This is a genomic window from Christiangramia sp. (genome assembly GCF_029937855.1).
In the GTDB taxonomy this organism is placed as follows: domain Bacteria; phylum Bacteroidota; class Bacteroidia; order Flavobacteriales; family Flavobacteriaceae; genus Christiangramia.
Map to the genome: position 1 here is coordinate 26364 of NZ_JAPYPC010000009.1, position 26295 is coordinate 52658.

At 36.5% G+C, this 26295-nt stretch carries 31 protein-coding genes; 10 read left to right on the top strand and 21 right to left on the bottom strand.

Annotation, left to right across the window (positions count from 1 at the left end):
• Positions 1-65: 65 nt before the first annotated feature.
• The 5 genes from Q1K34_RS06855 to Q1K34_RS06875 all read right to left on the bottom strand — a co-directional run bounded on the left by Q1K34_RS06855 (position 66) and on the right by Q1K34_RS06875 (position 3762).
• On the bottom strand, positions 66-908 hold the full coding sequence (locus tag Q1K34_RS06855; protein ID WP_300436283.1) for a DUF2807 domain-containing protein: 843 nt from the start codon (positions 906-908) through the stop codon (positions 66-68).
• A gap of 65 nt (positions 909-973) precedes the next feature.
• Positions 974-1129: a hypothetical protein gene (locus Q1K34_RS06860; RefSeq protein WP_300436285.1), complete on the bottom strand. Its 156-nt coding sequence runs from the start codon at positions 1127-1129 to the stop codon at positions 974-976.
• A gap of 2 nt (positions 1130-1131) precedes the next feature.
• On the bottom strand, positions 1132-2892 hold the full coding sequence (locus tag Q1K34_RS06865; RefSeq protein WP_300436287.1) for a PspC domain-containing protein: 1761 nt from the start codon (positions 2890-2892) through the stop codon (positions 1132-1134).
• The gene (locus tag Q1K34_RS06870; RefSeq protein WP_300436289.1) at positions 2885-3229 is read right to left on the bottom strand and encodes a PadR family transcriptional regulator; all 345 of its coding nucleotides are present in this window, start codon (positions 3227-3229) and stop codon (positions 2885-2887) included. Before Q1K34_RS06870 ends, Q1K34_RS06865 begins: the two co-directional genes overlap by 8 nt.
• A complete protein-coding gene (locus tag Q1K34_RS06875) occupies positions 3226-3762 on the bottom strand; it encodes a DUF4870 domain-containing protein (protein WP_300436292.1) in 537 nt (178 codons plus the stop codon). Before Q1K34_RS06875 ends, Q1K34_RS06870 begins: the two co-directional genes overlap by 4 nt.
• A 316-nt stretch (positions 3763-4078) precedes the next feature.
• On the opposite strand from Q1K34_RS06875, the gene Q1K34_RS06880 reads away from it, so the two are divergent.
• The 3 genes from Q1K34_RS06880 (at position 4079) to Q1K34_RS06890 (ending at position 5751) form a co-directional block, all read left to right on the top strand.
• Positions 4079-4543, top strand: coding sequence for a DUF4442 domain-containing protein (locus Q1K34_RS06880; protein ID WP_300436295.1), 465 nt, complete (start codon positions 4079-4081; stop codon positions 4541-4543).
• Between the two features lie 76 nt (positions 4544-4619).
• A complete protein-coding gene (locus Q1K34_RS06885) occupies positions 4620-5420 on the top strand; it encodes a TIGR00266 family protein (RefSeq protein WP_300436298.1) in 801 nt (266 codons plus the stop codon).
• 133 nt (positions 5421-5553) lie between these two features.
• Complete coding sequence (locus Q1K34_RS06890) at positions 5554-5751, top strand: hypothetical protein (RefSeq protein ID WP_300436301.1); 198 nt, start codon at positions 5554-5556, stop codon at positions 5749-5751.
• A 27-nt stretch (positions 5752-5778) separates the two neighbouring features.
• Here the strand turns inward: Q1K34_RS06890 and Q1K34_RS06895 are convergent, their stop codons facing one another.
• The 8 genes from Q1K34_RS06895 to Q1K34_RS06930 form a co-directional block, all read right to left on the bottom strand.
• Positions 5779-6741 carry a hydrogen peroxide-inducible genes activator gene (locus Q1K34_RS06895; RefSeq protein WP_300436304.1) on the bottom strand — a complete coding sequence of 321 codons (963 nt, stop codon included), beginning with the start codon at positions 6739-6741 and terminating at the stop codon, positions 5779-5781.
• Positions 6742-6888: 147 nt separating this feature from the next.
• Entirely contained in the window at positions 6889-7305 is a 417-nt protein-coding gene (locus tag Q1K34_RS06900) for a DUF2141 domain-containing protein (RefSeq protein ID WP_300436306.1), read from the bottom strand.
• Positions 7306-7403: 98 nt separating this feature from the next.
• Positions 7404-8735: a DUF58 domain-containing protein gene (locus Q1K34_RS06905; protein WP_300436308.1), complete on the bottom strand. Its 1332-nt coding sequence runs from the start codon at positions 8733-8735 to the stop codon at positions 7404-7406.
• On the bottom strand, positions 8735-9739 hold the full coding sequence (locus Q1K34_RS06910) for a MoxR family ATPase (protein WP_300436311.1): 1005 nt from the start codon (positions 9737-9739) through the stop codon (positions 8735-8737). Before Q1K34_RS06910 ends, Q1K34_RS06905 begins: the two co-directional genes overlap by 1 nt.
• Positions 9711-10928 (bottom strand): DUF4350 domain-containing protein, encoded by a 1218-nt coding sequence (locus Q1K34_RS06915; RefSeq protein ID WP_300436314.1) that lies wholly within the window; start codon positions 10926-10928, stop codon positions 9711-9713. The genes Q1K34_RS06910 and Q1K34_RS06915 overlap by 29 nt, the downstream gene beginning before the upstream one ends.
• Entirely contained in the window at positions 10921-11682 is a 762-nt protein-coding gene (locus Q1K34_RS06920) for a DUF4129 domain-containing protein (RefSeq protein WP_300436318.1), read from the bottom strand. Before Q1K34_RS06920 ends, Q1K34_RS06915 begins: the two co-directional genes overlap by 8 nt.
• Before the next feature lie 2 nt (positions 11683-11684).
• Complete coding sequence (locus tag Q1K34_RS06925) at positions 11685-12548, bottom strand: hypothetical protein (RefSeq protein WP_300436321.1); 864 nt, start codon at positions 12546-12548, stop codon at positions 11685-11687.
• Positions 12545-13504, bottom strand: a complete 960-nt coding sequence (locus Q1K34_RS06930; RefSeq protein WP_300436324.1) for a stage II sporulation protein M — start codon at positions 13502-13504, stop codon at positions 12545-12547. The genes Q1K34_RS06925 and Q1K34_RS06930 overlap by 4 nt, the downstream gene beginning before the upstream one ends.
• A gap of 33 nt (positions 13505-13537) precedes the next feature.
• Between Q1K34_RS06930 and Q1K34_RS06935 the strand changes: the two genes are divergently transcribed.
• A complete protein-coding gene (locus Q1K34_RS06935) occupies positions 13538-14251 on the top strand; it encodes an RDD family protein (protein ID WP_300436327.1) in 714 nt (237 codons plus the stop codon).
• On the opposite strand, the gene Q1K34_RS06940 is transcribed toward Q1K34_RS06935, so the two are convergent.
• Complete coding sequence (locus Q1K34_RS06940) at positions 14252-15025, bottom strand: peptidylprolyl isomerase (protein ID WP_300436330.1); 774 nt, start codon at positions 15023-15025, stop codon at positions 14252-14254.
• On the opposite strand from Q1K34_RS06940, the gene Q1K34_RS06945 reads away from it, so the two are divergent.
• Complete coding sequence (locus Q1K34_RS06945; RefSeq protein WP_300436333.1) at positions 15024-15662, top strand: CoA pyrophosphatase; 639 nt, start codon at positions 15024-15026, stop codon at positions 15660-15662. The genes Q1K34_RS06940 and Q1K34_RS06945 overlap by 2 nt on opposite strands.
• A gap of 78 nt (positions 15663-15740) precedes the next feature.
• Positions 15741-16544 (top strand): lysophospholipid acyltransferase family protein, encoded by an 804-nt coding sequence (locus Q1K34_RS06950; protein WP_300436336.1) that lies wholly within the window; start codon positions 15741-15743, stop codon positions 16542-16544.
• An 84-nt stretch (positions 16545-16628) separates the two neighbouring features.
• Here the strand turns inward: Q1K34_RS06950 and Q1K34_RS06955 are convergent, their stop codons facing one another.
• The gene (locus Q1K34_RS06955) at positions 16629-17267 is read right to left on the bottom strand and encodes a hypothetical protein (protein ID WP_300436337.1); all 639 of its coding nucleotides are present in this window, start codon (positions 17265-17267) and stop codon (positions 16629-16631) included.
• 6 nt (positions 17268-17273) lie between these two features.
• Positions 17274-17768, bottom strand: a complete 495-nt coding sequence (locus Q1K34_RS06960; protein WP_300436339.1) for a sigma-70 family RNA polymerase sigma factor — start codon at positions 17766-17768, stop codon at positions 17274-17276.
• A gap of 126 nt (positions 17769-17894) precedes the next feature.
• Between Q1K34_RS06960 and Q1K34_RS06965 the strand changes: the two genes are divergently transcribed.
• Positions 17895-19202, top strand: a complete 1308-nt coding sequence (locus Q1K34_RS06965) for an NAD(P)/FAD-dependent oxidoreductase (RefSeq protein ID WP_300436342.1) — start codon at positions 17895-17897, stop codon at positions 19200-19202.
• Positions 19203-19539: 337 nt separating this feature from the next.
• Here Q1K34_RS06965 and Q1K34_RS06970 read toward each other — a convergent pair whose 3' ends face one another.
• Positions 19540-19974, bottom strand: coding sequence for a hemerythrin domain-containing protein (locus Q1K34_RS06970; RefSeq protein ID WP_300436344.1), 435 nt, complete (start codon positions 19972-19974; stop codon positions 19540-19542).
• A 180-nt stretch (positions 19975-20154) separates the two neighbouring features.
• Between Q1K34_RS06970 and Q1K34_RS06975 the strand changes: the two genes are divergently transcribed.
• From Q1K34_RS06975 to Q1K34_RS06985, 3 genes are all read left to right on the top strand, one after another.
• Positions 20155-21480, top strand: coding sequence for a 2TM domain-containing protein (locus Q1K34_RS06975; protein ID WP_300436347.1), 1326 nt, complete (start codon positions 20155-20157; stop codon positions 21478-21480).
• Entirely contained in the window at positions 21480-21749 is a 270-nt protein-coding gene (locus Q1K34_RS06980; RefSeq protein ID WP_300436350.1) for a 2TM domain-containing protein, read from the top strand. Before Q1K34_RS06975 ends, Q1K34_RS06980 begins: the two co-directional genes overlap by 1 nt.
• A gap of 73 nt (positions 21750-21822) precedes the next feature.
• Positions 21823-22575 carry a LytTR family DNA-binding domain-containing protein gene (locus Q1K34_RS06985; RefSeq protein ID WP_300436504.1) on the top strand — a complete coding sequence of 251 codons (753 nt, stop codon included), beginning with the start codon at positions 21823-21825 and terminating at the stop codon, positions 22573-22575.
• A 240-nt stretch (positions 22576-22815) separates the two neighbouring features.
• On the opposite strand, the gene Q1K34_RS06990 is transcribed toward Q1K34_RS06985, so the two are convergent.
• The 4 genes from Q1K34_RS06990 to Q1K34_RS07005 form a co-directional block, all read right to left on the bottom strand.
• Complete coding sequence (locus Q1K34_RS06990) at positions 22816-23622, bottom strand: anti-sigma factor (RefSeq protein ID WP_300436353.1); 807 nt, start codon at positions 23620-23622, stop codon at positions 22816-22818.
• 4 nt (positions 23623-23626) lie between these two features.
• The gene (locus Q1K34_RS06995; RefSeq protein ID WP_300436356.1) at positions 23627-24157 is read right to left on the bottom strand and encodes a sigma-70 family RNA polymerase sigma factor; all 531 of its coding nucleotides are present in this window, start codon (positions 24155-24157) and stop codon (positions 23627-23629) included.
• 89 nt (positions 24158-24246) lie between these two features.
• Positions 24247-24843 carry a superoxide dismutase family protein gene (locus Q1K34_RS07000; protein WP_300436359.1) on the bottom strand — a complete coding sequence of 199 codons (597 nt, stop codon included), beginning with the start codon at positions 24841-24843 and terminating at the stop codon, positions 24247-24249.
• Positions 24844-24950: 107 nt separating this feature from the next.
• Entirely contained in the window at positions 24951-26165 is a 1215-nt protein-coding gene (locus Q1K34_RS07005) for a bifunctional alpha/beta hydrolase/OsmC family protein (RefSeq protein ID WP_300436362.1), read from the bottom strand.
• Between the last annotated feature and the right edge of the window lie 130 nt (positions 26166-26295).

Consider the following 26295-nt stretch of genomic DNA (forward strand, 5'->3'; position numbering starts at 1 on the left):
TCAGCAGTAAAACTATACAATAGGTTTATCATCCTGACTTTATTTTGAAAATTTTGGGAAATAGACTATTTAAAAATACTTTTACTGAATTCCTTTTTTGCAATAACCGCCTCATCTTTCAGTTCTATAAGGTTGATTTGGGGATTATTAAAAATATGGACTTCAGAACTTCCGTTAGCCCTGATTTCAAGAGAATCTGTGGTGTTTATCTTTACTTCTGAATCTCCCTGTGCCAGAACATTAGCTTTGATCGAAGTAAGGTTTTCACCATCAAATTTTGAGGATTGATCTGCTCGAATTATAAAATCTTGAATATCCCCATCTATCCTGGCGGAAGCCTTTTCATAGATATCCACATTGAAAACAGGGGAGTTTATCAGTGCTTCAGTTTTAGAAGACTGGTTTAACTGGCAGGAAACTTCCGAGGCAGTGACATTTAATTTAGATTCCGCATCATCACCCTGGATAAGGGTAAAAGTCTTCGCAGTTAAAGTTAAAAATGCTTTGGCGTCTTTCCTGGTTTCTAATTGAAAATCACCTAAATAAAGATCCTGAAGAGAAGAAATTTCTACCTTTCCTGCCACGTTAATATTTTTTAAGGTATCAGAGAAAGTGATCCTTAATTCCTGCTTTTTTGTTCTGCTAAATTCCTTTATTGGTTTAATATGGAGTACGCCGTCTATAACCTCAGTTTGAATAAGATCGTGCAAATTGTCATCTGCTTCGATCTCCAGCATAGGCCTGGAACCCTTTAAAATACCAATTTCAAATTCTCCCTTTGCCTGGATGGAATGGAATGAGGTAAGATTATATTGTTCGGTTTTTACGTTTCTGCTGCCTTTTACTTTATCCTGTGCATTACTGGAGAATAGTACAACCAACAAAATTAATGGTAGTTTCTTGATCATTTATAAATTTTAATTTTACCAAAGATAGAAAAAGCCTCCGATTGGAGGCTCTAATTATAAGTAGATTAGCTATCGAGTATTTTTTGCCTTACTTCGAGATGTTGAAAAATCTCAATAGACTGTTTTTTAAATTCGGTATGAGCTGTTTTGGGATTTTCCAGCTGATGGCCAAATAAGACGCCTATGATAAAACTTATTACAAGGTTGATTAGTGTGCTCATGATTAGTTGTTTATTTCAATTCCGTTGCTATCAATTTTAACACGCCTCACTTTTTGATCGTTCACTTCTATACCTTGATCATCTATTCGAATGTTCATTTCTTCACCATTCACGTTTATTCTTCCGTTAAAGTCATCAGAGGTATCCCAGTCTTCTTCTTCCTCATCCCAGGTGTCGTCATCGCTATCCCAGCTATCTGTAGGACAGTCTTCACAGATGGTTTCCCCATCTATGATTCGTAAAAAATGACCTTCCTGGCCGTTTTTCAGAATGTCTCCGTAATAATCCTGGTTGCTGTGAAATGAATATGTATTATCATCTGCATAGAGTGTCGTACCTTCAGGAAGAAATAGCGTTACCTGTACTTCCTGGTCACGATAACCATATTTAGAGTCTGATGTGAGATAGCCATCCAGTAATAGTTCATTACCTATTAAACTAGTAGAGTAATTGATGTTTTCAGCTCTTTCTTTAGCATCTTTAAAGTTTTTACCTTCAGCAAACTTCTCGATTTTTAAAGAAGCTACGGAATCTTTAGTAGATTTTACGACCAACCTAATATCTCTTCCGTAGACAATGCGATTATCATTTTCATCATATTCTACTCTGAAATCTGAACTTCTATATAAATTGCTGGAATATTCAGGATTACTTCTCATCCTTAAAAACAGCGTATCCTTCGCGCTTATATTCAGTTTTTCTGTAGTAGCCGTTTCTCCGTCAAATGCTCTGTTAGTAGCCTGACCTATTCCTATTACTGTTAACCCGATGACGGAAATTAACCAAACTCCCAGTAAAGTTAATAAAGCAACTCTACCTATAGATTTCAGGTTTTTAACCAGGATCTTCAATCCTAACACAAAAAGGAAAAAGAACGGAATTCCTACAGCAAAAAATGCAAGTAAAGAGATTAACCATATTGGAGCTCCGCTATTTACCATGTCTATATAATCTGTCCATGGTGCGTCAATGATTCCAAAAGTTCCTACCGCAAAGAGACCTACAAAAAGGCCTATCAAAGTAGTTCCCGCAATTAGCAATAATAGAATACCTATGAATTTTACGAATAGTTTCAGACAGAACTTGATAATATCACCAAGGGTTGTAGCGGCTGAGGTGGCTCCGGCGCTTGCCTTCTTACCATATTTACCGTAGTCTACACTTTTTACACTCTCTGAAACATCATGAAAACCCTCACGTATCTTTCTTTCTATATTGCTGACGGTTACCTCCTCTCCGCGCATAGCCAGTTTATCGGCTGTTGTCTTTGCTTCCGGAACGAAAATCCAGAAAGCGATATAGATTAGTACAAACGCTCCACTTGAAAAGATGGTAAGTAAGATCCATAGTAATCGTACCCATATTGCTTCAATTCCCAGGTAATGCCCAAGTCCTGAAGAAACACCACCTACAAATCCGTTTTCGGTGTCACGAAATAATTGCTTTCCAACCGTTTTTGTAGATTTTGTTCTACTAGGTTCATCGTCGAAGATCTCTTCATCTACCATATAATCTTCAGGTTGCCCCATAATGGTGATAACTTCTTCAACTTCTTTTATGCTGATTACCTGACGGTCATCCTTTCTTTTTTCGCTAAATAATTCAGCAATACGAGCCTCGATATCTGAGATGATCTCATCACGACCCTGTGTATTCGAAAAGGAATGCTTTATAGCCTCCAGATAACGCTGTAGTCTGGCATATGCATCCTCATCTATATGAAAGAAAATGCCGGCAAGATTTATATTTACTGTCTTATTCATGGTTCTTCTTTTTTTGATTGGTTACGATGTTAACTGCTGTTTGCAATTCATCCCAGGTTACGGTAAGTTCCCTAAGAAATATTTTTCCTGTTTCAGTAAGACCATAATATTTTCTTGGTGGTCCACTGGTTGACTCTTCCCAACGATAATTGAGCAGTCCTGCGTTCTTAAGCCTGGTTAGAAGAGGGTAAATTGTGCCCTCAACAACTAACAACTTTGCGTCTTTTAAGGTATCCAGAATCTCTGCTACATAGGCATCTTCATCCCGTAGAACTGAAAGAATACAGTATTCCAATACACCCTTACGCATTTGGGCTTTGGTATTTTCAATCTTCATAGTGTTTGTTTTTGGGTGTCATTAAACTGTTCATTTTTTGATTGATTTTGATGATTGGTTAAATCCGGTTTTTCCGAATTCAAAAAATTGATGGTTAATGGATAATTGTAAAGTTCTCCGTCGTTCGCTTTAATACTTGCAGTAATCACCGCGAAGAGTTCCAGAACAAAAAGACCTAATAATAATATTCCTAAAATGGCTATTATAATGATGAAAGGCAAGGCATCAGAAAACTTATCTATTACGAATGAATCCTGTTCGAAAAATAGGGGTTCTCCAATGGTAAATTTCATTCCAAAGTAAAGAAAGGTTGCAGCGCCAATAGCAAGTAAGAATATCATGTAGAGGAAAGTGCTTATCTGAAAGTTCAGAGCATTTCTTCCGTGATGATCTACAAACGGATCCTGCTTGCGCGAGAGCCATAACAGCATTGGAAATATGAAATTTCCAAGTGGAATGAAATATTTTGTGAATACCGACAGATGAAGTACGGTAGCCAGGGTTTTATTTTGATCGACGTTTTCAGTGGTCATATTGATGCGATTTAAATTCTATTTATAAGAATATTGTAGTTAGAAAGTAGATATATATAAAGGCGGTTGCCAAATATATTTGAGTTCTTGTAATTAATGCAGCGTCTTTTTTTGGAACCGCTACAACCTGATTTTGAGATGATTTTTTCATGATAATTTAGATTGATGATTATATAACCTATTAGGTTCTTATGCAAATATATGTCTAAAAGAAGGTATTATGCAAAACAAAGTACTAAAATTTAACAAATATTTAAGAATAAGCAAGTGGAACATATTTCCTACTTTTATAAAAAACCAATCAAAAGCCTTTTAAATGAAGCTCTCTCCCTCAAAATTGAATTCCTTCTTAATGTTGAAACTACCAAGTGCCTGGTTATGTGGCGTAAGGGTTAGACATATAGATCAAACTGAATGTGAAGTGGGTGTAAAACACCGGTGGATCAATCAGAATCCTTTTAATTCCATGTATTTTGCGGTACAGGCTATGGCGGCAGAGTTAAGTACAGGAGCCCTGGTAATGAATAAAATTCAGGAATCTAATGCAAAGATCTCCATGCTGGTGGCACAGAACAAAGCAAGCTTCTCTAAAAAGGCTACAGGAAAAATAAAATTTTCTTGTTATGATGGTAAAAAAGTAAACGAGGCTTTGAAGAATACGATAGAAACGGGAGAAGGGCAGACCTTCTGGATGAAATCTGTTGGATTAAATGAAGAGGGCATAGAAGTCTCTATTTTTGAATTTGAATGGACGATAAAAATGAAAAGCTCTAAGCTTTAAGCTTAAATTTTTATACATGAGAAGTTAACTAACCTTGCTTAGAGCTTAAAGCTTTGAGCCGAAAACTATCAAAATAATGAATGCACACGAAATAGACTATCGAATTTACGGAGAGGAAATGCAATATGTAGAACTGGAGCTTGATCCACAGGAAGCTGTAATTGCAGAAGCCGGTAACTTTATGATGATGGATGACGGTATTAAAATGGATACCATATTTGGTGATGGGTCTAAGCAAAATGAAGGTTTCCTGGGAAAAGTACTTGGAGCAGGTAAACGCTTGCTTACCGGTGAGAGTCTTTTTATGACTATTTTTTCTAATGAAATTCAGGGAAAGAAAAAGATCAGTTTTGCTTCTCCTTATCCCGGTAAGGTTATTCCTATTGATCTAACAAGATTCAATGGCAAGTTTATCTGCCAAAAAGATGCTTTTCTGTGTGCTGCCAAAGGAGTTTCCATTGGTATAGAATTCAGTCGAAAACTGGGAAGAGGTTTTTTTGGTGGTGAAGGTTTTATTATGCAAAAAGTAGAAGGTGATGGGATGGCTTTTGTACATTCAGGAGGGACAATGGCTGAAAAAGAACTGCAGCCCGGAGAAAAACTAAAAGTAGATACAGGTTGTATCATTGGTTTCACGCAAACCGTAGATTATGATATTGAATTCGTAGGAGGTATTCGAAATACGCTCTTTGGGGGAGAAGGCTTATTTTTCGCAACCTTAACCGGACCAGGAACTGTTTATATTCAATCTTTACCCTTTAGCAGACTTGCCAGCAGAATCCATCAGGCGGCTCCCCAGGGCGGAGGTAAAGACAAGGGAGAAGGTAGTATTCTAGGCGGAATTGGAGATGTTATAAGTGGAGATAACAGGTTTTAAACTATTAAATTGATAAAACAATTGTTAAAATAAAATAGATTTACTATATTTAATCGACCATAAAATTAAAACCTATAGTAAACTTCTACGCATTTTTTTGTCAACCTAACTTTAACTTAAATCATTTCAAATTATGGCGAGAGCGATGTTTGAATACACCAAGACTATACTTGATAAAGTGAGTTTTGATGCCAGTCTATTCTGCAAGGAAGTAAAAAAAGCGATTCAGAGATTGCTTCCTCACGAAATTGAGGAGTTGCGATTATGGATCATAGCTTTAACCAGGCAGAATCCTGAACTAAATCAATGTTTAATTTATTTGAATACTTAACAGAAAGCGGCTTAAAAGGCCGCTTTTTTAATTATTTACCTGATACTCTTTCTTTTTGTTCAAAGGGCTTATAATCTTTACATTCTGAAAAGTAATTGCACCTTTTACCACACTGGCAATCGTTGAACGAAGAGCCTCAATGATCTGCATCTTTAATTCACTTCGGTTATAAATTAAACTTACTTCCCTTGCAGGAACGGGATCTTTAAACATCTTCAGATTTTTTTTCTCTGCTTCTTTCAATTCCAGAGTATGTAAATAGGGGAGCAGCGTCATCCCCATTCCCTCGTTGGCAAGCTTTATTAGCGTTTCAAAACTACCGCTTTCAAGTTGAAGCTGATCTCCCTCATAATCCCTGGAAGCTTTGCAAAGATTAATAATCCCATCTTTAAAACAATGGCCATCTTCCAGTAGCAACATATTATTAATCTCCAGGTCGTCAATATCAATCTTTTCAGAACTTGCTTTTTCTTCGTTATTAGGAATATAAGGTACAAATGGTTCATAATACAATACATTCTCTTTGATACCTTCAACTTCAAGCGGAGTTGCCGCAATTGCAGCATCCAAATGACCTTCTTTTAGTTTTTCAATAATAGCCTCGGTATGCAATTCTTCTATTTTCAACTTGACCTTTGGATATTTCTTTATAAAATTTCCAATAAACATAGGTAGGAGCGTCGGCATAATCGTGGGAATCACACCTAATCTGAAGATACCTCCTATAAATCCCTTTTGCTGATCTACTATATCCTGAATTCGATCGCTCTCATTCACGATATTCCGCGCCTGTTGAACTATTTTCTGGCCAACTTCTGTAAGCTGAATAGGTTTTTTTGTCCTGTCGAAAATTGTGACTTCCAGTTCTTCCTCAAGTTTTTGAATTTGCATACTTAAGGTAGGTTGGGTTACAAATACTTTTTGAGCGGCCTTGGTAAAGTTCTTATGTTCGGCTACTGCAAGTACGTAATGGAGCTGAGTAATGGTCATATAAGAATTTTTTATAACCACAAAGGTATAAGTATTTCTTATTTAAAACAGAATTTAACTTTGTTTTATCTATAAGGAAAAGGCTGTTTAGACAGCCTCTTAAATAAAAATTCGGTTTTTGATTGATGAATTATGGTGGATGATTTTTTAGAACCGAATCTCCATTTCTGTAATAGAACCATCAAATGTAAATTTTGATTCTTCCCAAACGGGCGGTCCATAGCTCATAGAATTTCCACTGGATCCATAATTTTCCAGGGGCATACCATTCGTGTCGAAATCCATCTGATTATTATCATTCTTATCATGCATTACCAGAATTGCATACACACCTTCAGGAATATCCTTAAAAGTAGCGGTAGCCTTTCCTTTTTCGATCTCCGCTTTTGCAGAAAATTCTGGTTCGGCTTTCATAAAAGTTTCGGCGGTGTAAATTCCAAATTTCACATTCCCTTCAGTTCCGGTCACATTGGGAACAGTGGCCGTTATACTTCCTTTTTCTTCGGTTTGTCCATTTACCAGTGACCCTATGAACAGGGCGACTAAAACAGCGATTGTTTTCATATTATTATAATTTTTTGATGATGAAACAAACTTAGGCGCAAAGTTCAGTTTTCAGAAAATCTATTTACCGAACTGTAGAATATCGAAACCGAATTGTATCAAAGAAGTCCCCTGGCCTTTATTTCAAGGTATTTATTAATAGTGTTGATACTCAATTCTTTAGGCGGAGTTAATATAGTTTGAATGCCATGTCTCTGTAATTCTTTAGCCATGAGCAGCTTATCGTGAACAAATTGTTCGGCAACCGTTTGATGTGCACTTTCGCTGAGGTTTTGGGGTGTGACTTTGGTAAGTTTGGACAATTCGGTATTCTCAAAGAAAATAACCACCAACAGATGTTTTTTTGCTATCGCTTTTAAAAATGGCAATTGTCGCTGAAGCGCAGACATATGCTCAAAATTTGTATATAGCATTAACAAACTTCGGTGAGTGATATGTTTTTTTACACGCGAATATAGAAGACTGAAGTCACTATCATAAAAACCAGTATCTACTTTATAAAGCGCTTCCATGATTCGGTTTAGCTGACTTAATTTTGAGCTGGCTTTTTGTAATTTATCAATCTTTTTGGAGAAAGACAGCATCCCAACTTTATCTTTCTTTTTTAAAGCTACATTAGAAAAGGCGAGAGAGCTATTTATGGCATAATCCAGTAAACTTAAACCTTCAAATGGCATTTTCATCACCCTTCCGCAATCTATAACAGAATAAATGGGTTGTGATCTTTCATCCTGAAACTGGTTCACCATCAATTGACTGGTTTTTGCAGTCGCTTTCCAGTTGATGGTTCTTACATCGTCTCCGCGAACATATTCTTTGATCTGCTCAAATTCCATCGTATGTCCAATTCTACGGATACATTTTATGCCGTGAAGATTGATTTTTTGATCCAGCGCCATAAAATCTAATTTTTTCATCTGAATAAAGGACGGATAGACTTTAACCGTTTGGTCTTTATTGAAAACATATCTTCTTTTGGCGAGTTTTAAAATACTTGAAATGTAGATATTCAGATTTCCGAAGATATATTCTCCTCTAGTTAAAGGTTTCAGTAAATAGTTAAAACCTGTTTTTTTATGAGCCTCAAGCACTACAGATTTAAGAAAATCTCTTTTTTGAAACTGTACCGGAATTTCATCAATTACTTCCGCATAGACTTTAAAACCATAATTATTTCGAATATTCACTTCTACCTTGTTCTCATCTGAATTGGAGAATTTCCCGGTTAAAATCCTATCGGCAGATATTGAAGATTTACTGTAGAGTGTAACTATATCAGTAAAAATTAAAATTACCAGGATAGACGCTAAAATCCAGGTTATACTGTATAGCCATTCAAACCAAAATGAAAGCAGGAAAAGCAGGGAAATACTAAACAGACTATAGAATACCCGTTTTCCAAAATATAATGATTTGATGCATTTTAGCACTAGCGGGGAATTTCTACAGATTGGGTGATCATATCTATCACAGTACTCGCCGTCATACCTTCCATTTCCCGGTCTGGAGACAGAATTAAGCGATGCGCCAGTACCGGTTTTAATGAATTTTTTACATCTTCAGGAATTACAAAATCACGCCCATTTACGGCTGCAAATGCTTTTGCAGCATTCATCACTGCAATAGATGCCCTGGGACTGGCCCCCAGATATAGATGTGGATGATTTCTGGTTTTGCTTATAAGTTCCGCAATATAATTCAGCAATTTTTCTTCAACGATGATTTCATGAATCTGATTCCTTAATTCTTCGATGTTTTTGGGTTCCAGTACAGGTTCAACAGCTGTTTCTGGAAGTTTACCTTTTCGTTCATGATGAGTTTGAAGAATTTTTACTTCGTCTTCCAGTTCCGGGTAACCAACTTCAATTTTAAATAAGAACCTATCTAATTGTGCTTCGGGCAGGGCATAGGTGCCTTCCTGTTCTATAGGGTTTTGGGTAGCCAGAACCATAAAAGGAGCCTCCATTTTATACAATTTTCCATCCATGGTGACCTGTCTTTCTTCCATCACTTCAAAAAGGGCCGCCTGTGTTTTTGCAGGGGCACGGTTTATCTCATCAATAAGGATAATGTTAGAAAATACCGGACCTTTTTTAAATTCGAATTCAGAAGTTTTAGTGTTAAAAATAGAAGTTCCCAATACATCACTGGGCATGAGGTCTGGCGTAAACTGGATTCTGCTGAAATTAGTCTTTAAACATTTCGCGAATAGTTTTGCAGTGATGGTTTTTGCCACCCCTGGAACACCTTCTATGAGCACGTGACCGTTGGCCAACAATCCCACGATCAATAATTCCACAAAATCCTGCTGTCCAACTATGACCCTGGAAAGTTGGGATTTTAAACTTTCTACAGATTCTTTAAGACCTTCAAGAGGAATTCTGTTTTCGAACTTTAATTCTTCTTTATTTTGGTTCACTTCCTGATTTTCCATCCTGCTTTTTAAATGTATTTATACTTCTGCTCAACTCGAAGAATCGATCTTTATCATATTCATGTTTCTTCTGAAAATTAAAGATAATTTCGAATAGCCTTTTAGTGTCCTCTATATTATTTTCACTTTTTCGTGATAGATCCCGGTAAAAGTTTTCGTTGATATTAGAAGGATCCAACCGGTATTTATTACGAATATTTTCCATGAACATGGAAATCTTTTTAAGTCCCAGTTCATGATATTTTTTTTGTTCCAGGTATAATTGGGAGATCGTTTGTGAAAATTCAAAGGATCTGTTTTGTGGAGGTTCCACCACTGGTATTGCTCTTTGTTTACGTTTTCCTTCGAAAAGGATAAATAGGATCGCCGCTATGATTACAAAATAATACGCCCATTTAAGCGCACGATTATTCAAAAGAATATATAAAGGAGAGGTAAAAAAACCTTTCCCTGATTTATAATAAGCATCCCAGAGAATGTTATCGTTGGCCAGGTAAGCCAATAAGGCTTCGCTGTAGCGGTAATTTTTATCCTTTAAAAGAAAATAATTACTTAAGGCCTGCGGAGTAGAATGAAGGTAGATTTTACCTTCCCCAAAGTCCCTTTTGATAAAATTAATTTTCTTCTCTTTTTTCTTGGTTCCGAAGCTGGCTGTTCCTAAAATAACATCATTTAAAGTATCAATTTCACTAAAATAGGTGGCCAGTAGATCCTGATCGAATTCTAAAGCCTGCTCAAATTTAAGTGCCGGATTTACAAAATTTAGGGAAGGCCGGGAGTGGAAGTTTTCAGAAGCGATATAAGTGGAAATTTCAATATTGAGGGTATCTGACAATTTTTCTCCAAAACTATAAGCTGAAATGAATAAATCGTTTCCTTGTGATACCCAATCCAATAGATCGTCCAGTTCATTATCATCAAAATCGATATAATTATTAAGAAAGAAATAAGTTCCCTTTTCAGGTTCCTTATTCAAATATTCGTAGGGCGGAATATTGATTTGCTTAATACTATCATCAGATTTGTTATTCCAGGTTTCATAGAAAACATACGCTCCTAGCGGAATTTTATCCTGGGCAGTATAGCTCGAATTCCAGTTTATTTTTTCGGGTTCAGAACTTTCCAGCCAGGCCAGGGAAACTACCAGTAGAAGGAACAGGCCAAAAGCAATTTTATACGTATTATTCATGGCTTAGTTTTTTTAAGGCATCTGTCATTCTTATAAAACCTTTTTCCGCCAATCTGAAATCAGATTCGGTTACCTTGAAACTTCCATACCAGATAAATTCATAGAATTTAGAAATAGTTGAAAACTGTTGTTTTATTTCACTATTGTTTATTTCCTCTGAATAGTCCTTATTGGTTTTTTGATATTCATAATTTATCAATTCCAACTCATCGAGTTTTCGTAATTCCTGTAAATAATAATACCGAATTGCTAGCCTGAATTGGCCATTTTTAACTGCTTCTTTAATTAGAGAAGCGAGATCTTCGTTCTTTATCAATTCTTCCTCTTCAGAAAGGAATACTTCACTGTTCCTGGGTTTTTGAAGTATTTTTCCGCCGGGATTCAACCTTGAAAATAACCACGCAATGAGGCCTAATAGAGCCAGGATTAATAAAATTGGGAGCACCCCAATAATCGCGGCCAGAATACTATTGGCTTTATAGTCTCCAAAAAGCCAGTTTATAAATGCATTGTATTTTGCATTCAGCCATTTTTTAAAACGCGTCCACCAGTTATCCTTTTCAGCGGTAGTGAGATAATTGAACTCTTCCTGAGACTTATAATTTTCAATTTTTTTAGAATTCAGCTTTACAGGAACCAGCGAAGAGGTCTCGTCATATTTCAGCTGCTTCACTTCCTTTAAGGAATCGTTTTCCTGCGGATAAACTATTCCGAAGCAAAAAAATAAAAGAATGAGTAAAAACCTCTTTTTCAAGACTATTTATTATTTCCCAGATTCTGGATTGTTTCGTAAGTGCCTGTAAAATGCTGTTTTTCGTTCAGATTAAAATAAACAAAGGCAGCTCCAATTGGAGTGATGCTATAAACAAGATATTGAAAAATGGAGGTGATAGCATTGATGATAATATAACCTGGCCCAAACATTTCCTCGACGTTTGAAGATGCAGAACCCTCACTGGCAGAGATAAATGTCCTGATCATAAAGTAAAATATGGCGGGTAATTGAAATACAAGGCTTATAAAATATACTAACAAACCTATACAAAAGAGTGTTGCGAAGGTGTTCCACCAATTGTCCTTAATTAATTGAAATGAATCTGCGATACTATCCAGAGCGCTGTTCCTTCGGAAAACAACTATGGCTGTAGCCAGGCTAACCGGAATTGCTACATAAATACCCGGAATGATAAAAAGCATCGTTCCGGCTAAAATAAGGATATAAGAAATCACTGTAGTTAATAAGATTTTACCAAAATCATTTTTCATCCCTGCAGAAACTTCAGAACCAATGATCTTCCCATTATTATTTATATACGAAAGAATTATATGATATACCGTTCCCGTCATAGAAGTGACATAAAGCAAATATGCGAGAAAAAGGAGTCCGCCGGAAATTAGAAAATTTGAAGTATTTAAACCACCGCTGGAGATAAAGCTAACTCCCAGGGTAGACCATGTATAATAAGATACTGCAGCAATTAAAAGAATGAAAGCCGGTCCCACAAGTTTAAGGAATATTTTTCCTGCCGGTTTGTAATTCTCCCTGATAAATTTAAAGATAACACTTAAGATTTCTCCCAGCTCGCGCTGCTTTTTAAATTCAATATATTCCTTGTTCATTTATCTAATTTTTTTAATAGGTGTAAAGGGTAGTAAACGTAGTAAAATAAAATTAATGCTAGAGAGGTAGATATAATTATGACAGCCAACCAATCTGGCATGCTGGTGATCCTGGTTACAAAACCTTCCAGGAAACCGGCAATTATAAAGAACGGAATCGTACTAATCACGATTTTTAATCCGTCTTTAATTCCCCTGGTAAAAGATTTCAGCCTGGAAAAAGTACCTGGAAAAAGAATGCTTTTTCCAACCACCAGCCCGGCACAACCTGCAACAATAATAACCGAAATTTCGATAGTTCCATGTATCCATATAGTTCTGGCAGATTCCCAAAGCAATCCTTTATCATAGAAAAAATATTGAAAGCTTCCCAGCATGACCGCATTCTGCATTAAGAGAAATACAGTTCCCAAACCCGCGAGCACTCCAAAGGAGAATGCCATAAGAGACACCCTTATGTTATTGATGGTGATCCCCAGGAACATATCGGTTTCAGAAGCTTTTTTATAGACAGCCATAGGATCGCTGTTTTCAATGTTCTCCAAAGTCATATTTACATATGCGTCTCCCAGGATAGACCTAACAAAAGCAGCATCTGTCGCAGCACTATATGCCCCGATGATGCTGAATACAGCGAATACCAGGAAACTTAATAAAAGCAGCTTTTGATGTTCATGAAACTGTGCCGGAAATTCTCTCGTGAAAAAAGTAAGAAACCTGTTACCGGATTCTTTTTTGGAACCATAGATCGTTTGATGTATCCCGGATGCTAATCCGTTTAGATATCTGGTGGTATTGCTTTTAGGATAAAATGTTTTGGAATAACTAAGATCGTCACTTAGTTCTATATAAATATCTGAAAGTTGTTCGGGAGAAAGGCTCCTTTTATTTCGCAGGAGGCTTTCGTACTTTACCCATTTATCTTTATTTTGCCTGATAAAAGCAGCCTCGCGCATCTTTATTGAATAAAACCCAAAGTAACATATTTAATGGATAATTTTCAAATTGAAACCGCTCAAAATATCAGCATCGAACAGAATGTGGCGGGAATAGGGGACAGGATACTGGCATTCATTGTAGATATGGCAATTATAGTGATGTATATGATATTTTCAGGCTTAATCATGACCGGGACAAGCGGGGATCGCGGTAGTGAAATAATGTACTATATGGTACTGGGGTTGCCGCCTTTTTTATATTTTCTACTATGGGAAACTTTTTGGAACGGCAGGTCACCGGGAAAGGCAGTATTACAAATAAGAGTGGTGAAAAAAGACGGTTCGCGTCCCGAATTTTCTAATTATTTAGTACGGTGGCTGTTACGTTTTATTGATATAACTCTTACCAGCGGCGGTGTTGCCGTTGTAAGTATACTCCTAAATGGAAAAGGACAGCGGTTAGGCGATCTTGCAGCTGGAACTACGGTTATCTCTGAAAAGGAAAGGCTCAGCATCCATAATACCCTGGCGGTAGATCTTCCTGAAAATTATCAGCCCAGATATTCACAGGTGAGTGTTTTGAGCGATCATGATATTCAGGAAATCAAGAACCTGTTTAATAAGGCGCGGGTAGAGGGGCAACATCATATTATCCTGGCCTTAAGTAAAAAAGTTTCAGATTTAATGGATGTCAAACTGGAGGAAAAACCGATGGAATTTATTCAGCGGGTTATCATGGATTATAATTACTATACGAGACAGTAATTAGTCCAGGATCTCAATATCCATTTCTACATTATCTATTGGCCATTCTGAATTGCCTGTTTGCACCCTGGCAATTTTTTCAGCCACTTCCATTCCACTTATCACGCGGCCAAAAACAGTGTGATCATTGTTTAAATGAGGTGTACCTCCTTTATCCATCACGATAAAAAATTCAAAGGGAGAAGAAGCCTTGCTTACATTTTGTTCGGCATATTTTGCTGCTGAAAAAGCTCCGTAAGTATGGCTATGACCTGCATCGAACTCACTTGGAATCAAATAACTCCCAACATCTCCACGGCTGCTAGCAGTGATCTGGTTGTCGGCATTTCCTCCCTGAATTACGAATCCCGGAGCAACCCGATGAAAAAAGGTATTATTGAAATAGTCATTTTTAACCAGCATAATAAAATTTGCCCTATGTAGGGGAGTATCCATATAAAGCTGTACATCTATATTCCCAAATTTCGTTTTGATCCTAATCCTGTTTTCCCGGTTCTTCTTTCCGTATTCGGTAAGGGTAGGGATGAGCTCCTCCTGAACAATAGGAAACATTGGATTTTCTTCAATTTTTGTCTTTTTTTCCTCCTGGGCGAGTTCTTTCTTACGCAATTCAAAAATACTGTCCCTTGCCCGTTGGATAGAATCTTCTTTTCTCTTTGTTTTCAATTGCTCTGCAGACCTGGATTGATTTTTTTCTGAAGAAGTTTCCTTATCTTCACAACTTGCGAAAACGAGAACTAAAAAAATTGAGAATAAAGAAAGATTTCTAAGCATGGAATTTGAAATTTTTAGAAATAGGATTCCAAAGTTAAAAAAAATGGCGCTTCCCGGGGAAGATGCGCATAGAAAACTAGCTCCGCTTATCCGGATTAACGAATTGAACAATCTGGATATGTCTAAGCTAACTCCTTCCCAAGCCGGCGTGATGGCCATTTTCTACCCAGGAGAAGATAAACAAACCAGGCTGGTGTTGATCCTAAGAAAGACCTATAAGGGAGTTCATTCCAACCAGGTTGGTTTTCCTGGTGGCAGAATAGAAGTTGAAGATAAAGACCTGGAAGAAACCGCATTAAGGGAAACTGAAGAGGAAGTTGGGATTCATAGAAATGACATCGAGGTTTTAAAGAAACTGACCAAACTCTATATTCCGCCTTCTAATTTTTGGGTGCAGCCATATCTTGGTATTCTTCATAAAACGCCAAAAATGATACCTCAGGAAACCGAAGTTGAAGCGATCCTGGAAGTAAAATTGAGTGAGTTTTTAAATGATCAAAGTATGATTACCGAAAATTTGAGTACTTATTATGCAAACAATATAGAAGTTCCAGCTTATAAATTAAACGGCCATGTGGTTTGGGGTGCAACGGGAATGATGTTGAGTGAAATAAGGGAATTATTATTGAAAATATAATCTTTGGCCAATTCTTATATTTGCCGCTGGTTTAATAATAGCGGGGTATAGGGCCGATAATTAAAAAGTATATCAGCAATGGGATTATTTAAAAAGAATCCATTTGGGCATTATCTGATTTTGAAAAAGTGGTTGATACGCATTTTTGGGATACTTACACATAGAAGGTACAGGGGCTTTAATGAACTTCAAATTGAAGGTTCAGAAATCATTAAGAATCTCCCTGATACCAATGTTCTTTTTGTATCTAATCACCAAACTTATTTTGCCGATGTTACGGCCATGTTTCATGTTTTTAATGCCAGCCTAAGCGGTAGGGTAGATAGCATTAAAAATGTGGGTTATATATGGCAACCTAAAATGAATATCTATTATGTCGCCGCTAAAGAAACGATGAGAGCCGGCCTGCTGGCGAGGATCATGACTTATGCCGGAGCAGTAACCGTGGAACGAACCTGGCGTGCAAAAGGTCAGGAGGTCAAGAGGGAAGTAAACCCCAATGATACAGAAAATATAGGGATGGCCCTTAAGGATGGTTGGGTTATAACATTTCCCCAGGGGACAACCAAGCCTTTTAAACCAATTAGAAAAGGAACAGCCCATATTATTAAAAACCATAAGCCAGTGGTTATTCCCATTGTTATTGATGGTTTCAGAAGATCTTTTGATAAAAAAGGCCTCCGGATTAAAAAACGAGGAATCCTGCAAAGTTTTCAGATCAAAGAACCCCTGGATATAGATTACGAAAATGAGACTATAGAAGAGATCGTGGAAAAGCTGGAATATGCCATTGAGCAACATCCTACCTTTTTAAAGGTGATCGCTAACGACGAAATAAAGGCCATGGAAGATTTAAACGAACAACGCCGCTTTGGATATTAGTAGGGACGAAATATAAAATCTCAAGTACGAATCTGGTATTTTGAATTTTAACAAACATCTTAAAACTCTAGACTATAAACTCACTTATTCCATCTCCATTTTTTTCAATTCTTTATAGTTCTTTTGAAGTCTTCTAAGGAGTATTCCGTATACAACTCTATAGATCAACCAAATTGCTCCCAATAAAACAGCAAGAACCAAAAGTGTTCCACCAATAAATAAAAACCATTGAGTAGTATCGAAAGACATGTCTTTAGTGGTTGGTTCTGCAGTTAATGCATGGTTGCGCATCATCATGTAGAAAGTTACCAGAAATAAAAATCCACTGGAAATCAAAATAAAGGATATATAGTACTTTACCGTTTTTCTTGTTCTTAAAATATTTTTCATTAATAGCTGCGCACTATCTGTGGTTGAAATACGCTGGTAATTCTTATAAAATCTGAATATAAAATAAAATGTAATTAAATAGCTAAGCCCATAAGTTATAATGGTAAACTCGGTGAGGCTAAATTTCTCCATTTGTTGCCAGTAATCATCGTCGATAACAAAAATGCCTAGTACAACGCCTAATAAAAATTCAATAATACTAATTACAAAAATCCATTTAACGATCGAGGAAGATCGCTTCCAAATCATTTTATAAAGTTCATCGTAGGAAAGATGGGGCAGATTCTTCTCCTGCTTTTTCCAATCCTTTTTTAATAGATCTAAATCATCCATAATATCTCAAGGATTAATAAGGTTCTTTAATTTGGTTTTTACCCTGTTCATTTTTACCCGTGCATTTACTTCAGTGATTCCAAGGGTATCGGAAATTTCAGCATAATTTTTATCTTCCAGATATAAAAAGACAAGGGCTTTGTCGATATCGTTTAATTGCCTTACGGCATCATACATAAGTTTAAGGTGCTGTTCCACTTCATCATCATATTCTTCAGATTTAATCTTAAAATGTACGCTGTCATAATCCTGTGTAGGAATGCTTCTCTTTTTCTTTCGGTATAAGGTGATCGCTGTATTCAGTGCAACCCTGTACATCCAGGTACTAAATTTGGAATCTCCCCTGAATTTGGGATAGGCCTTCCATAACTGTATCGTGATCTCCTGGAAAAGATCATTATGAGAATCTTTATCATTGGTATAGATACGGCAGATCTTGTGCGCAATATTCTGGTTTTTCTCCAGGTTGGTTACAAACTGATGTTCTAATTCTTTGTTCACGAATAATTGGTTGGCAATAGATAGGTAGTAAAAATACAGGCTATGTTACAAAAAACTTTAATTTAAAGTTAATCCATCTTTCATCTCTTCTATAAATAGTAAATTTGAGTAAAACCAGCCGATTTTATGAATATCCCAAAAACTGACTTACCCAGAGTAGTAATTATAGGAGGTGGTTTCGCCGGTATGGCACTCGCCAGGAAAATATTAAAAGAAGATATGCAAATGGTCCTGCTGGACAGGCATAACTATCATACCTTTCAGCCATTACTATATCAGGTATCAACTTCTGGTCTTGAACCTGATTCTATTGCCTATCCACTTCGGAAGATTACGCGATCCAGTAAAAAGTGTTTTTTTCGCCTTGCTGAAGTAAAATCTATTTCTGCAGAAAAGAATACGGTTCATACCAGCATTGGTGATCTTATTTATGATTATCTGGTCATAGCGACAGGCTCTAAAACTAATTTCTTCGGAAATGAAAGTATCGAAGAGCATGGAATGTGGATGAAAACCGTTCCGCAGGCATTGAATATTAGGAGTCTTATTCTTGAAAACCTTGAACAGGCTACAATTACCGAAGATCCAGAGCGAAGAAAAGCATTATTGAACTTTGTTTTAGTGGGTGCGGGGCCAACAGGAGTGGAATTGAGTGGTGCCATTGCAGAGTTGCGAAACCATATTGTTCCCAAAGATTATCCAGATTTGGATCCTAACGAAATGAATATTCATCTTTTGGAAGGTTTAGACCGGGTTTTGCCACCAATGAGTGAACATGCCTCTAAGAAAGCCCATGAAATGCTGGAAGAGCTTGGTGTGAAGATTCACCTCAATACCATGGTGGAAAATTATGACGGACATTTGGTTAAAACAAACACCGAACTTGCGCTAAAAACAGAAACTTTTATCTGGTCTGCCGGAGTCACAGGAGCGCCCGTAGAAGGTTTGAATGCTTCTGCTATGGTGGAAAAAGCAAATAGATATGAAGTTAATGCCTTTAACCAGGTGAACGGATATGAGAATATCTTTGCCATTGGAGATATCGCGTTAATGCAAACAGAAGAATTTCCAAAGGGACATCCCATGGTAGCCCAGCCTGCAATACAACAAGGCAAGCATTTAGCAAAAAATCTAAAACATCTTATTAGAGGAGAGAAACTGGAAGCTTTTGACTATTTTGATAAAGGAACGATGGCCACTGTGGGAAGAAACAGGGCAGTTGTAGATCTTCACAAATGGAAATTTTCAGGATTTTCTGCCTGGTTTGTATGGATGTTTATTCATTTATGGTTTTTAATTGGTTTTAGAAATCGTATCGTAACCTTCTTTAACTGGACCTACAATTATATAAATTTTGATAAGGCAGCGCGATTAATTATTCGTCCATACAAGGGACATGAGGATGTGATGAGCATGGATAGGGATAAAGTGTAAACTAAGCTGTCTATAAAAGCAACTTTTTTGCCATAGCGAACAAAGTGAAGCACTCTGTAAGCTCACTTTGTTCGTAGAGACTTTAAAATTCCGCTTTTGAGTTATCTATTCAGTGTTGTCCCATAAAAACTTTAGAAAATAGACCTGAACCCAGTATTTACAACAGGGCAAAGCTTTTTATTACTATCCATACCCTGCTTTTGCAAATTTCTGAATGTGGGAATCCTTTAAAAAACATAATTTCAAAAGTACCTTCTCTATCAATTAGTTAATCTCAAGTCTAAATTTCTTATATCTGAAAGCGAAGCGGTCTAATTTCTTTGCCCGGAAATGAGTGTTATCTATTCTTACGAATTTCTTTATTATAACTATCGGCGAGATCTGTTTTTTGATTTTCTGTAAGGACTTTCCCTGCCATCTGGAACACCTCGTGTTCTTCTTCCTCTAAATGGTGAATTAACTGATGTTCCAGATCTTTTGCCAGTTTTAGCCAGTTAGAAGCATCCATTTTAGTATCCTCCATTTGTTCCACAAGCTCATCCATTTCATGGTGCTCGGCTACACTATGCCGAGCTTTTTCCTGCGTCATGTCTTTCTTCATTAAAGGAATATAGAAGTGACGCTCTTCTGCATCTTCATGGATCTTTAATTCATGTTTTAAATTTTCAAAGATTTTTTTACGGTCTTCGCTTTTGCCTTCAGTCTTAATTAATTTATCAATAAGGTGTCTCTGTATTTCATGTTCCTGTCTTAAGGCTTCAAATATGGTCATTATTTAATTTTTTGAATTTGTTTTCAAGTTATTCAATTAAATGTTAAAGAATATTTAATTTTAAGAACTAAAGGCCAAAATTTGCCAAAATGACAATTCGGAATGGAAATTCTACAATTCAGAATCTTAGATTTTATTTCTAAACCGTAAAATGACATTTTTGCTGCCTAATCAAAGCTGATGAAATTATTCCTTAAAATATTGAGAATTACGGTGATTATTTGTTTGATCGTTGTATTCATAGATACCACCTTCACAGATAGGCCTTTGAAAAGACTTTTGGAACCTGAACTTTGGGGAATGTATTTTATGTACACCTTTGTTCTCACCTGTATTAATGGTTTTTATTTTTATTATTTCAGTGAGAAAATAGGCTGGGAGGGAGCAAGTTTGAAAAGGGTTTTTGGAGCGGCTGCCGGATCGATCGTTTTAACTCTAATCGGTTTTTTCTTTGTAAGAATGATAGACGAAACAATCATCAATGATAAAACCATTAAAGAATTTCTGAGTAATGAATCTATAAAGAACTATTTCTTTCCCTTACTATTTACAGCTGTAGTATCTATGTTCTTTCACTTGGTCTATTTCTATAAAGCACTGCAGGACAAGAGGCTGAAAGAGCAGAAGATCATTGCAGGAACGGCCTCGGCCAAATTTGATGCCTTAAAGAATCAATTAGATCCTCATTTTCTTTTCAATAGTTTAAACGTACTGGCGTCTCTAATAGAGGAAAATCCTGAACAGGCACAGGGATTTACCACAGGTTTATCAAAAATTTACCGGTATGTTTTGGAACAGAAAGATAAGGATCTGGTGAACCTTACAGAGGAATTAAAATTTGCCAGCACTTATATGAAACTGCTAAAGATGCGGTTTGAGAATAGTATTTATTTTGAAATACCTGAAAATCTTTCGAACGAAGAAGCTAAGGTGGTGCCGCTTTCCCTTCAGCTATTACTAGAAAATACTATCAAACATAATATAGTGAATGAAGTTCAACCCTTGAAGATTAAAATTTATGAAACTGAAGGATACCTGGTAGTCGAAAATGATTTTCAGAAAAAAGAGGTATTAGGCGACCGTAAAGGAGTGGGGCTTCAAAATATTATAAATCGCTACCATGTTGTAACAGATAGGAAAGTGTTAATAGAACAAACAGAGGAAGTTTTCAGGGTGAAACTCCCTGTACTAACCAAACAAATTTCAATTATGGAATCAGTAGATAATAGTCAGGAAAATGCTTATTTCAAAGCAAAACAACAGGTAAAGGAAATGAAAGAGTTTTATGGCAACCTTATTTCGTATTGCGTGGTCATACCTTTTCTAATTTTCGTTAATTACTATACATACTGGGAGTTTCAGTGGTTTTGGTTTCCTCTTTTTGGATGGGGAATAGGCCTCACTATCCACGGTTTTTCCGTATTCGGATATGGGTCAGACTGGGAAGAACGAAAAATACAGGAGATCATGGATAAAGATAAGCAACAAACAAAATCATGGAGGTAATGGAAACTAACTACAAAAAGGACATCAGTTATAAAGCAGCCCAAAAAAGGGTAAAGGATATTAAAGGTTTTTACATCCACTTTGCGGTTTACCTTTTCGTCAACATTGCAATATTTGTGCTCCAGACCCGAGAGGAAGGTTTTATAAATGGGTTAGCTCGTCTCTCGAACTATTCTACAATCTTCTTTTGGGGTATAGGTGTTTTCGCCCATTGGGCGAGTGTATTTGGACCTAATTTTAATTTTCGGGAAGCAGTGGGAGGAGCGTAAAATAAAAGAATTGATGGAAAAAGATAAAAAGAAACTCTGGAAATAATTTTTATAAAATAAAGAATCTGGCGTGATAAAGCTTATAATTATTGAAGATGAAAAACCTGCTGCGAGAAGATTGCAGCGAATGCTGTCTAAAATTGATATAGACGTACAAACCATGCTACATTCGGTTGCAGAATCTATAGCATGGCTAAAGAATAATGAGCACCCAGATCTAATATTTCTGGATATCCAGTTAAGTGATGGTTTGTCTTTCGAAATATTTGATCATGTAAAAACAGATTCCTCGATTATTTTTACGACTGCTTATGATGAATATGCCTTAAGGGCATTTAAGCTGAACAGTATAGATTATTTATTAAAGCCAATAGATGAAGACGAACTGAAAGCTGCAATTAAAAAGTTTAAAAATACTCAGCAGTCTGCTGAAAATATAAATATTAATAACCTACGGTCTTTACTCAATCTTTCGGAAAAAAGAACTTATAAAACGCGGTTCACAGCGCAGGTAGGTCAGCATTTAAAACTGGTAGACGTTTCAGATATCACCTGTTTTTATTCGGAAAATAAGGCAACTTTTCTGCACTGCTATTCCGGCAGGAATTATCCGGTAGAAGTTTCTTTAGAACAACTTGAGGAAGAACTGGATCCTGATAAATTCTATAGAATAAATCGTAAATGCATAATGAATATCAGTGCCATTAGCGATATTGTTTCCTATACCAATTCCAGGTTGGAAATAAAGCTGGAAAATTTTAATGAATTTCAGCTTGTTGTAAGCAGGGAAAGGGTTAAAGGCTTTAAAACATGGTTAAACAACTGATACTTAAATGTTAAATTAATCATTTTTAAAACCACCTTATATATTCTTCCGTATATCTTAATACATAAACTCTAAATTTGTTTGAATAATTTTTGGTCGAATTATATTGATTTGAGTTTTTGATTTTTTTGGTTGGTTAGATGCTTGGAGGTCAAATTCCCCCTGGAATTCTTCAAGTATTTACAAAAATAAGCCCCGGATTTCCGGGGCTTATTGTTTATAATATTTTAATCTATGTTCTTAAGGTGCAGCGACGGCTCCCAGTACATATAATTGATCCATAGTTGGTGATTCACTACCACCCTGAGGCTCCAAAGTGATTCCAAATGCTTCAGATTCGTTGGCATTTTCCAACATGAAAATTTTATTCTCATCCATAGTATATCCATCGAGTAATCCAATGCTTGTAGGAGTTAAAGGATCGAGCTTTAATGACCATACCTGGTAGACCTTTCCTCTTGGAGGCTCAGGTAAGTCTTTAGCATCTATATATGCCGTATTCTCTTTTTTGTTCCAGTATACTGCTGCAAAAGCTCCCGGATCTACATTTTGACCCTGTAAAGGAATTTTGGTTACTTCTTTATCTCTAAGTACAGCTAATAATTCTTCTGTCTTTTCAGCATCTTCTCTTGCATCAGCAATTTGCTGTTCCATTTTTGCCGAACGCGCCTTTTCTGAATTTAGCTGTTGCCTTAATTCGTTATTATCATTTAATAGAAAAAACAGCCCTACTAAAAGTAGCAGGCTGGCCGCCCATCCAATATAAGAAACCCAGGGAGTACTTTTTTTGCGATCTATGTGAACTACACCAGATCCAGATTTATTGCTCAATTTTTGTTTTATGCTGGCAAGTAGGGCTTCAGCATTATAGGTAGGAGCCACAGCAGAAGATAATTTCTGTAATGCTACTTCAATTTCCTCAACTTCTTTACGAATTTCAGAATGTTCCTTTAGTACTTTAGTGACTTCACGGCTTTCAGCCTCTGTTAAAGCACCATAAACGTACAGCTCAAGTATTCCAGATGATATGTATTCCTGTATATCCATTTTTTTATTCTACTAACATTTCACGAAGTTTATTGATACAGGCTCTGTTCTTTGTTTTTACAGTTCCTAAAGGCATATCAAGCTCTTCGGCAGTTTCTTTTTGGGTAAATCCTTTGAAGAATAACAGGTCTATTAATTTCTTGCAAATCGGCTTTAATACATTTATATATTTTTTTACACCAATTGCATCTGCTTTCGCCGAGAAATTAGATCCGCTCTCCAAAATATCTACGAAATTATCTGTTGTTAGGTTTTTACGCGAGTTTTTATGGCTTTTGGATCGTATTTGATCTATAGATGCATTTCGCGCAATATTAAGCACCCAGGTAAAAAACCTTCCTTTGTCAGAATTATAGGAGGAAGAATTATTCCAAATTTTCAGAAAAACATCCTGAAGGATCTCTTCAGCGATTTTTTCATCATGTACAATACTATAGATTATTCCGTAGGTACTTTCAGAATATAATTCATAGATCCTTTCAAAGGCCCTCTGATTACCATTTTGTAATTCGAGGATTAAACCGTCTTGCTGCATAAATGTTATTTGAGGAAATAAATATAACTTTAAATAGTAAATAAAAAAAGCGGCCCAAAAGCCGCTCTTATAAAAAAATATAAATTGATTTATTTTTGAATAACCCCACAACCTACACGTGTTCCGGCAGCTCCGGAAGGTTGAGAAGTATAATCATCTACTCCATCATGAACAATCACGGCTTTTCCTAAAATATCTTTTTTAGCGTCACCACATCCAATACACCATTCATCTGTGCTTAGATTAACAGTTCCATTTCCATTAGCATCTACCTCAAAGTTACCAATGTCTCCTTTGTGATATCCATCAGTGCTTCCCCATTCACCATGTTGTTCATTTGTAGGGTTCCAATGTCCGCCGGCAGATTTCCCATCGGGTGCAGAGCAGTCACCTTTTTCATGTATATGAATAGCATGAGTACCTTCAGCTAGACCAGAAATAACCGCGGTCATAGATACTTCTCCATCTTCTTCAGTAAAAACAACATTTCCGCTTAGATCTGAATCGCTTACCGATTGAAGCGTAACTTTTACTTTCTTAGCTTCTTCCTTCTTTTTCTGGTTTTCCATATCAGAATTCATTTTAGATTCTGACTGGTTATCCCTCTCATTTTCCTTTTTCTCATTCTTACAGCCGGTAAAAATCAGGCCTGCGCAAAGAATTAGAGATAAACTGATACGTTTCATAATTTCGATTGGTTTAAAATTTAATTATTAACTAAATTAAATTTATTCAAAGGGAGTACCAAAGATTTAAGGATAGCTTAACAAAGGATTGTTAAGCATCATCTTCTCTATAAATCGGTTAATTTGGAGGTGATCTGTGCCTGTGCAGAAAGGGTTTTATGAACAGGACATTTATCTGCTATTTCCATAAGTCTTTTTAGCTGCTTTTTATCAAGATCTCCCTTTATAGAGATCTCCCTTTCGAAATTATCAATTTTAGCTTTTTTGTTTTCACAGTCTGCACAATCTGTAGCATGTTTTTTGGAATAACTTACATGGGTTTCTACATTCTCAACCGTCCATTTTTTTCTACGTGCATACATTTGTATGGTCATAGAGGTACAGGCAGCAAGTCCACTGGATACCAGTTCATATGGATTAGGACCGAGATCACTTCCTCCCATTTTTTTAGGTTCATCAGCAATAAAATGATGGTTTCCGGCAATAATCTGAGTAGTAAAACCCGTTTCTCCCAGGTTTGCCATAACCTCGTGATCGGTTTCTAATTCCGGAGCTTTGGGTTCTTTTAAATATTTTCCTGCCCAGGCTGAAATTACAGAACCCACGTATTCAGAATCTTCTTTTGTGCTCAACATATGATCTGAACCATCCAGAGAAACAAAACTTTTAGGATGCCTGGCTGCTCTATATAGATCTTCTGCATGTTTTATAGAAACAATTTTATCTTGCGGAGAATGCATTATCAAAAGTGATTTCTTTATCTCTTTTAATGCAGAAGCATCCTCGTTAGACTTGAGGTCTTTAATGAATTGTTTTTTTATTTTAAAGCTGCGACCACCAATTTTAATATTGGCAAATCCTGCCTGTTCTATTTCGTCTACACTGGTTTCAAAATGCTTCTGAACATGGGACAAATTGGACGGCGCATTAATGGTGACGATACATTTGATGGAATCAATTTGTTTGGATGCAAATAGGGCAGCGGCTCCACCAAGAGAATGCCCAACGATCATTGTAGGAGCAACATACTCCTTTTTCAAAAACTCAGCTGCGGCTATTAGATCCTCTACATTACTGGAGAAATTGGTGTCTTCAAAATCACCTTCGCTATCCCCAAGTCCTGTAAAATCAAAGCGTAAAAGTCCGTAGCCTTTAGAGGCCAGGCTTTTACCTATTTTGGAAGGGGCATGAAAATTTTTGTTGCAGGTAAAACAATGGGCAAAAAGTACGAAGTTTTTGGGTTTTTTATTGGTGGGTAATTCCAGTACTCCTTTGAGCACTTTGGAACTGGAGTTTTTAAAACTTACCTCTAACTTTTGCATATAATTAATTTTTATGTTTCAGATAGTGGCTAATATAAGTCAATAAAAAGAGGCTTTCTAAAAAGCTTAAAAACGTCTTTTGAAATTATTGATATACACAAATAATTTGATGCTGAAACAAGTTCAACCT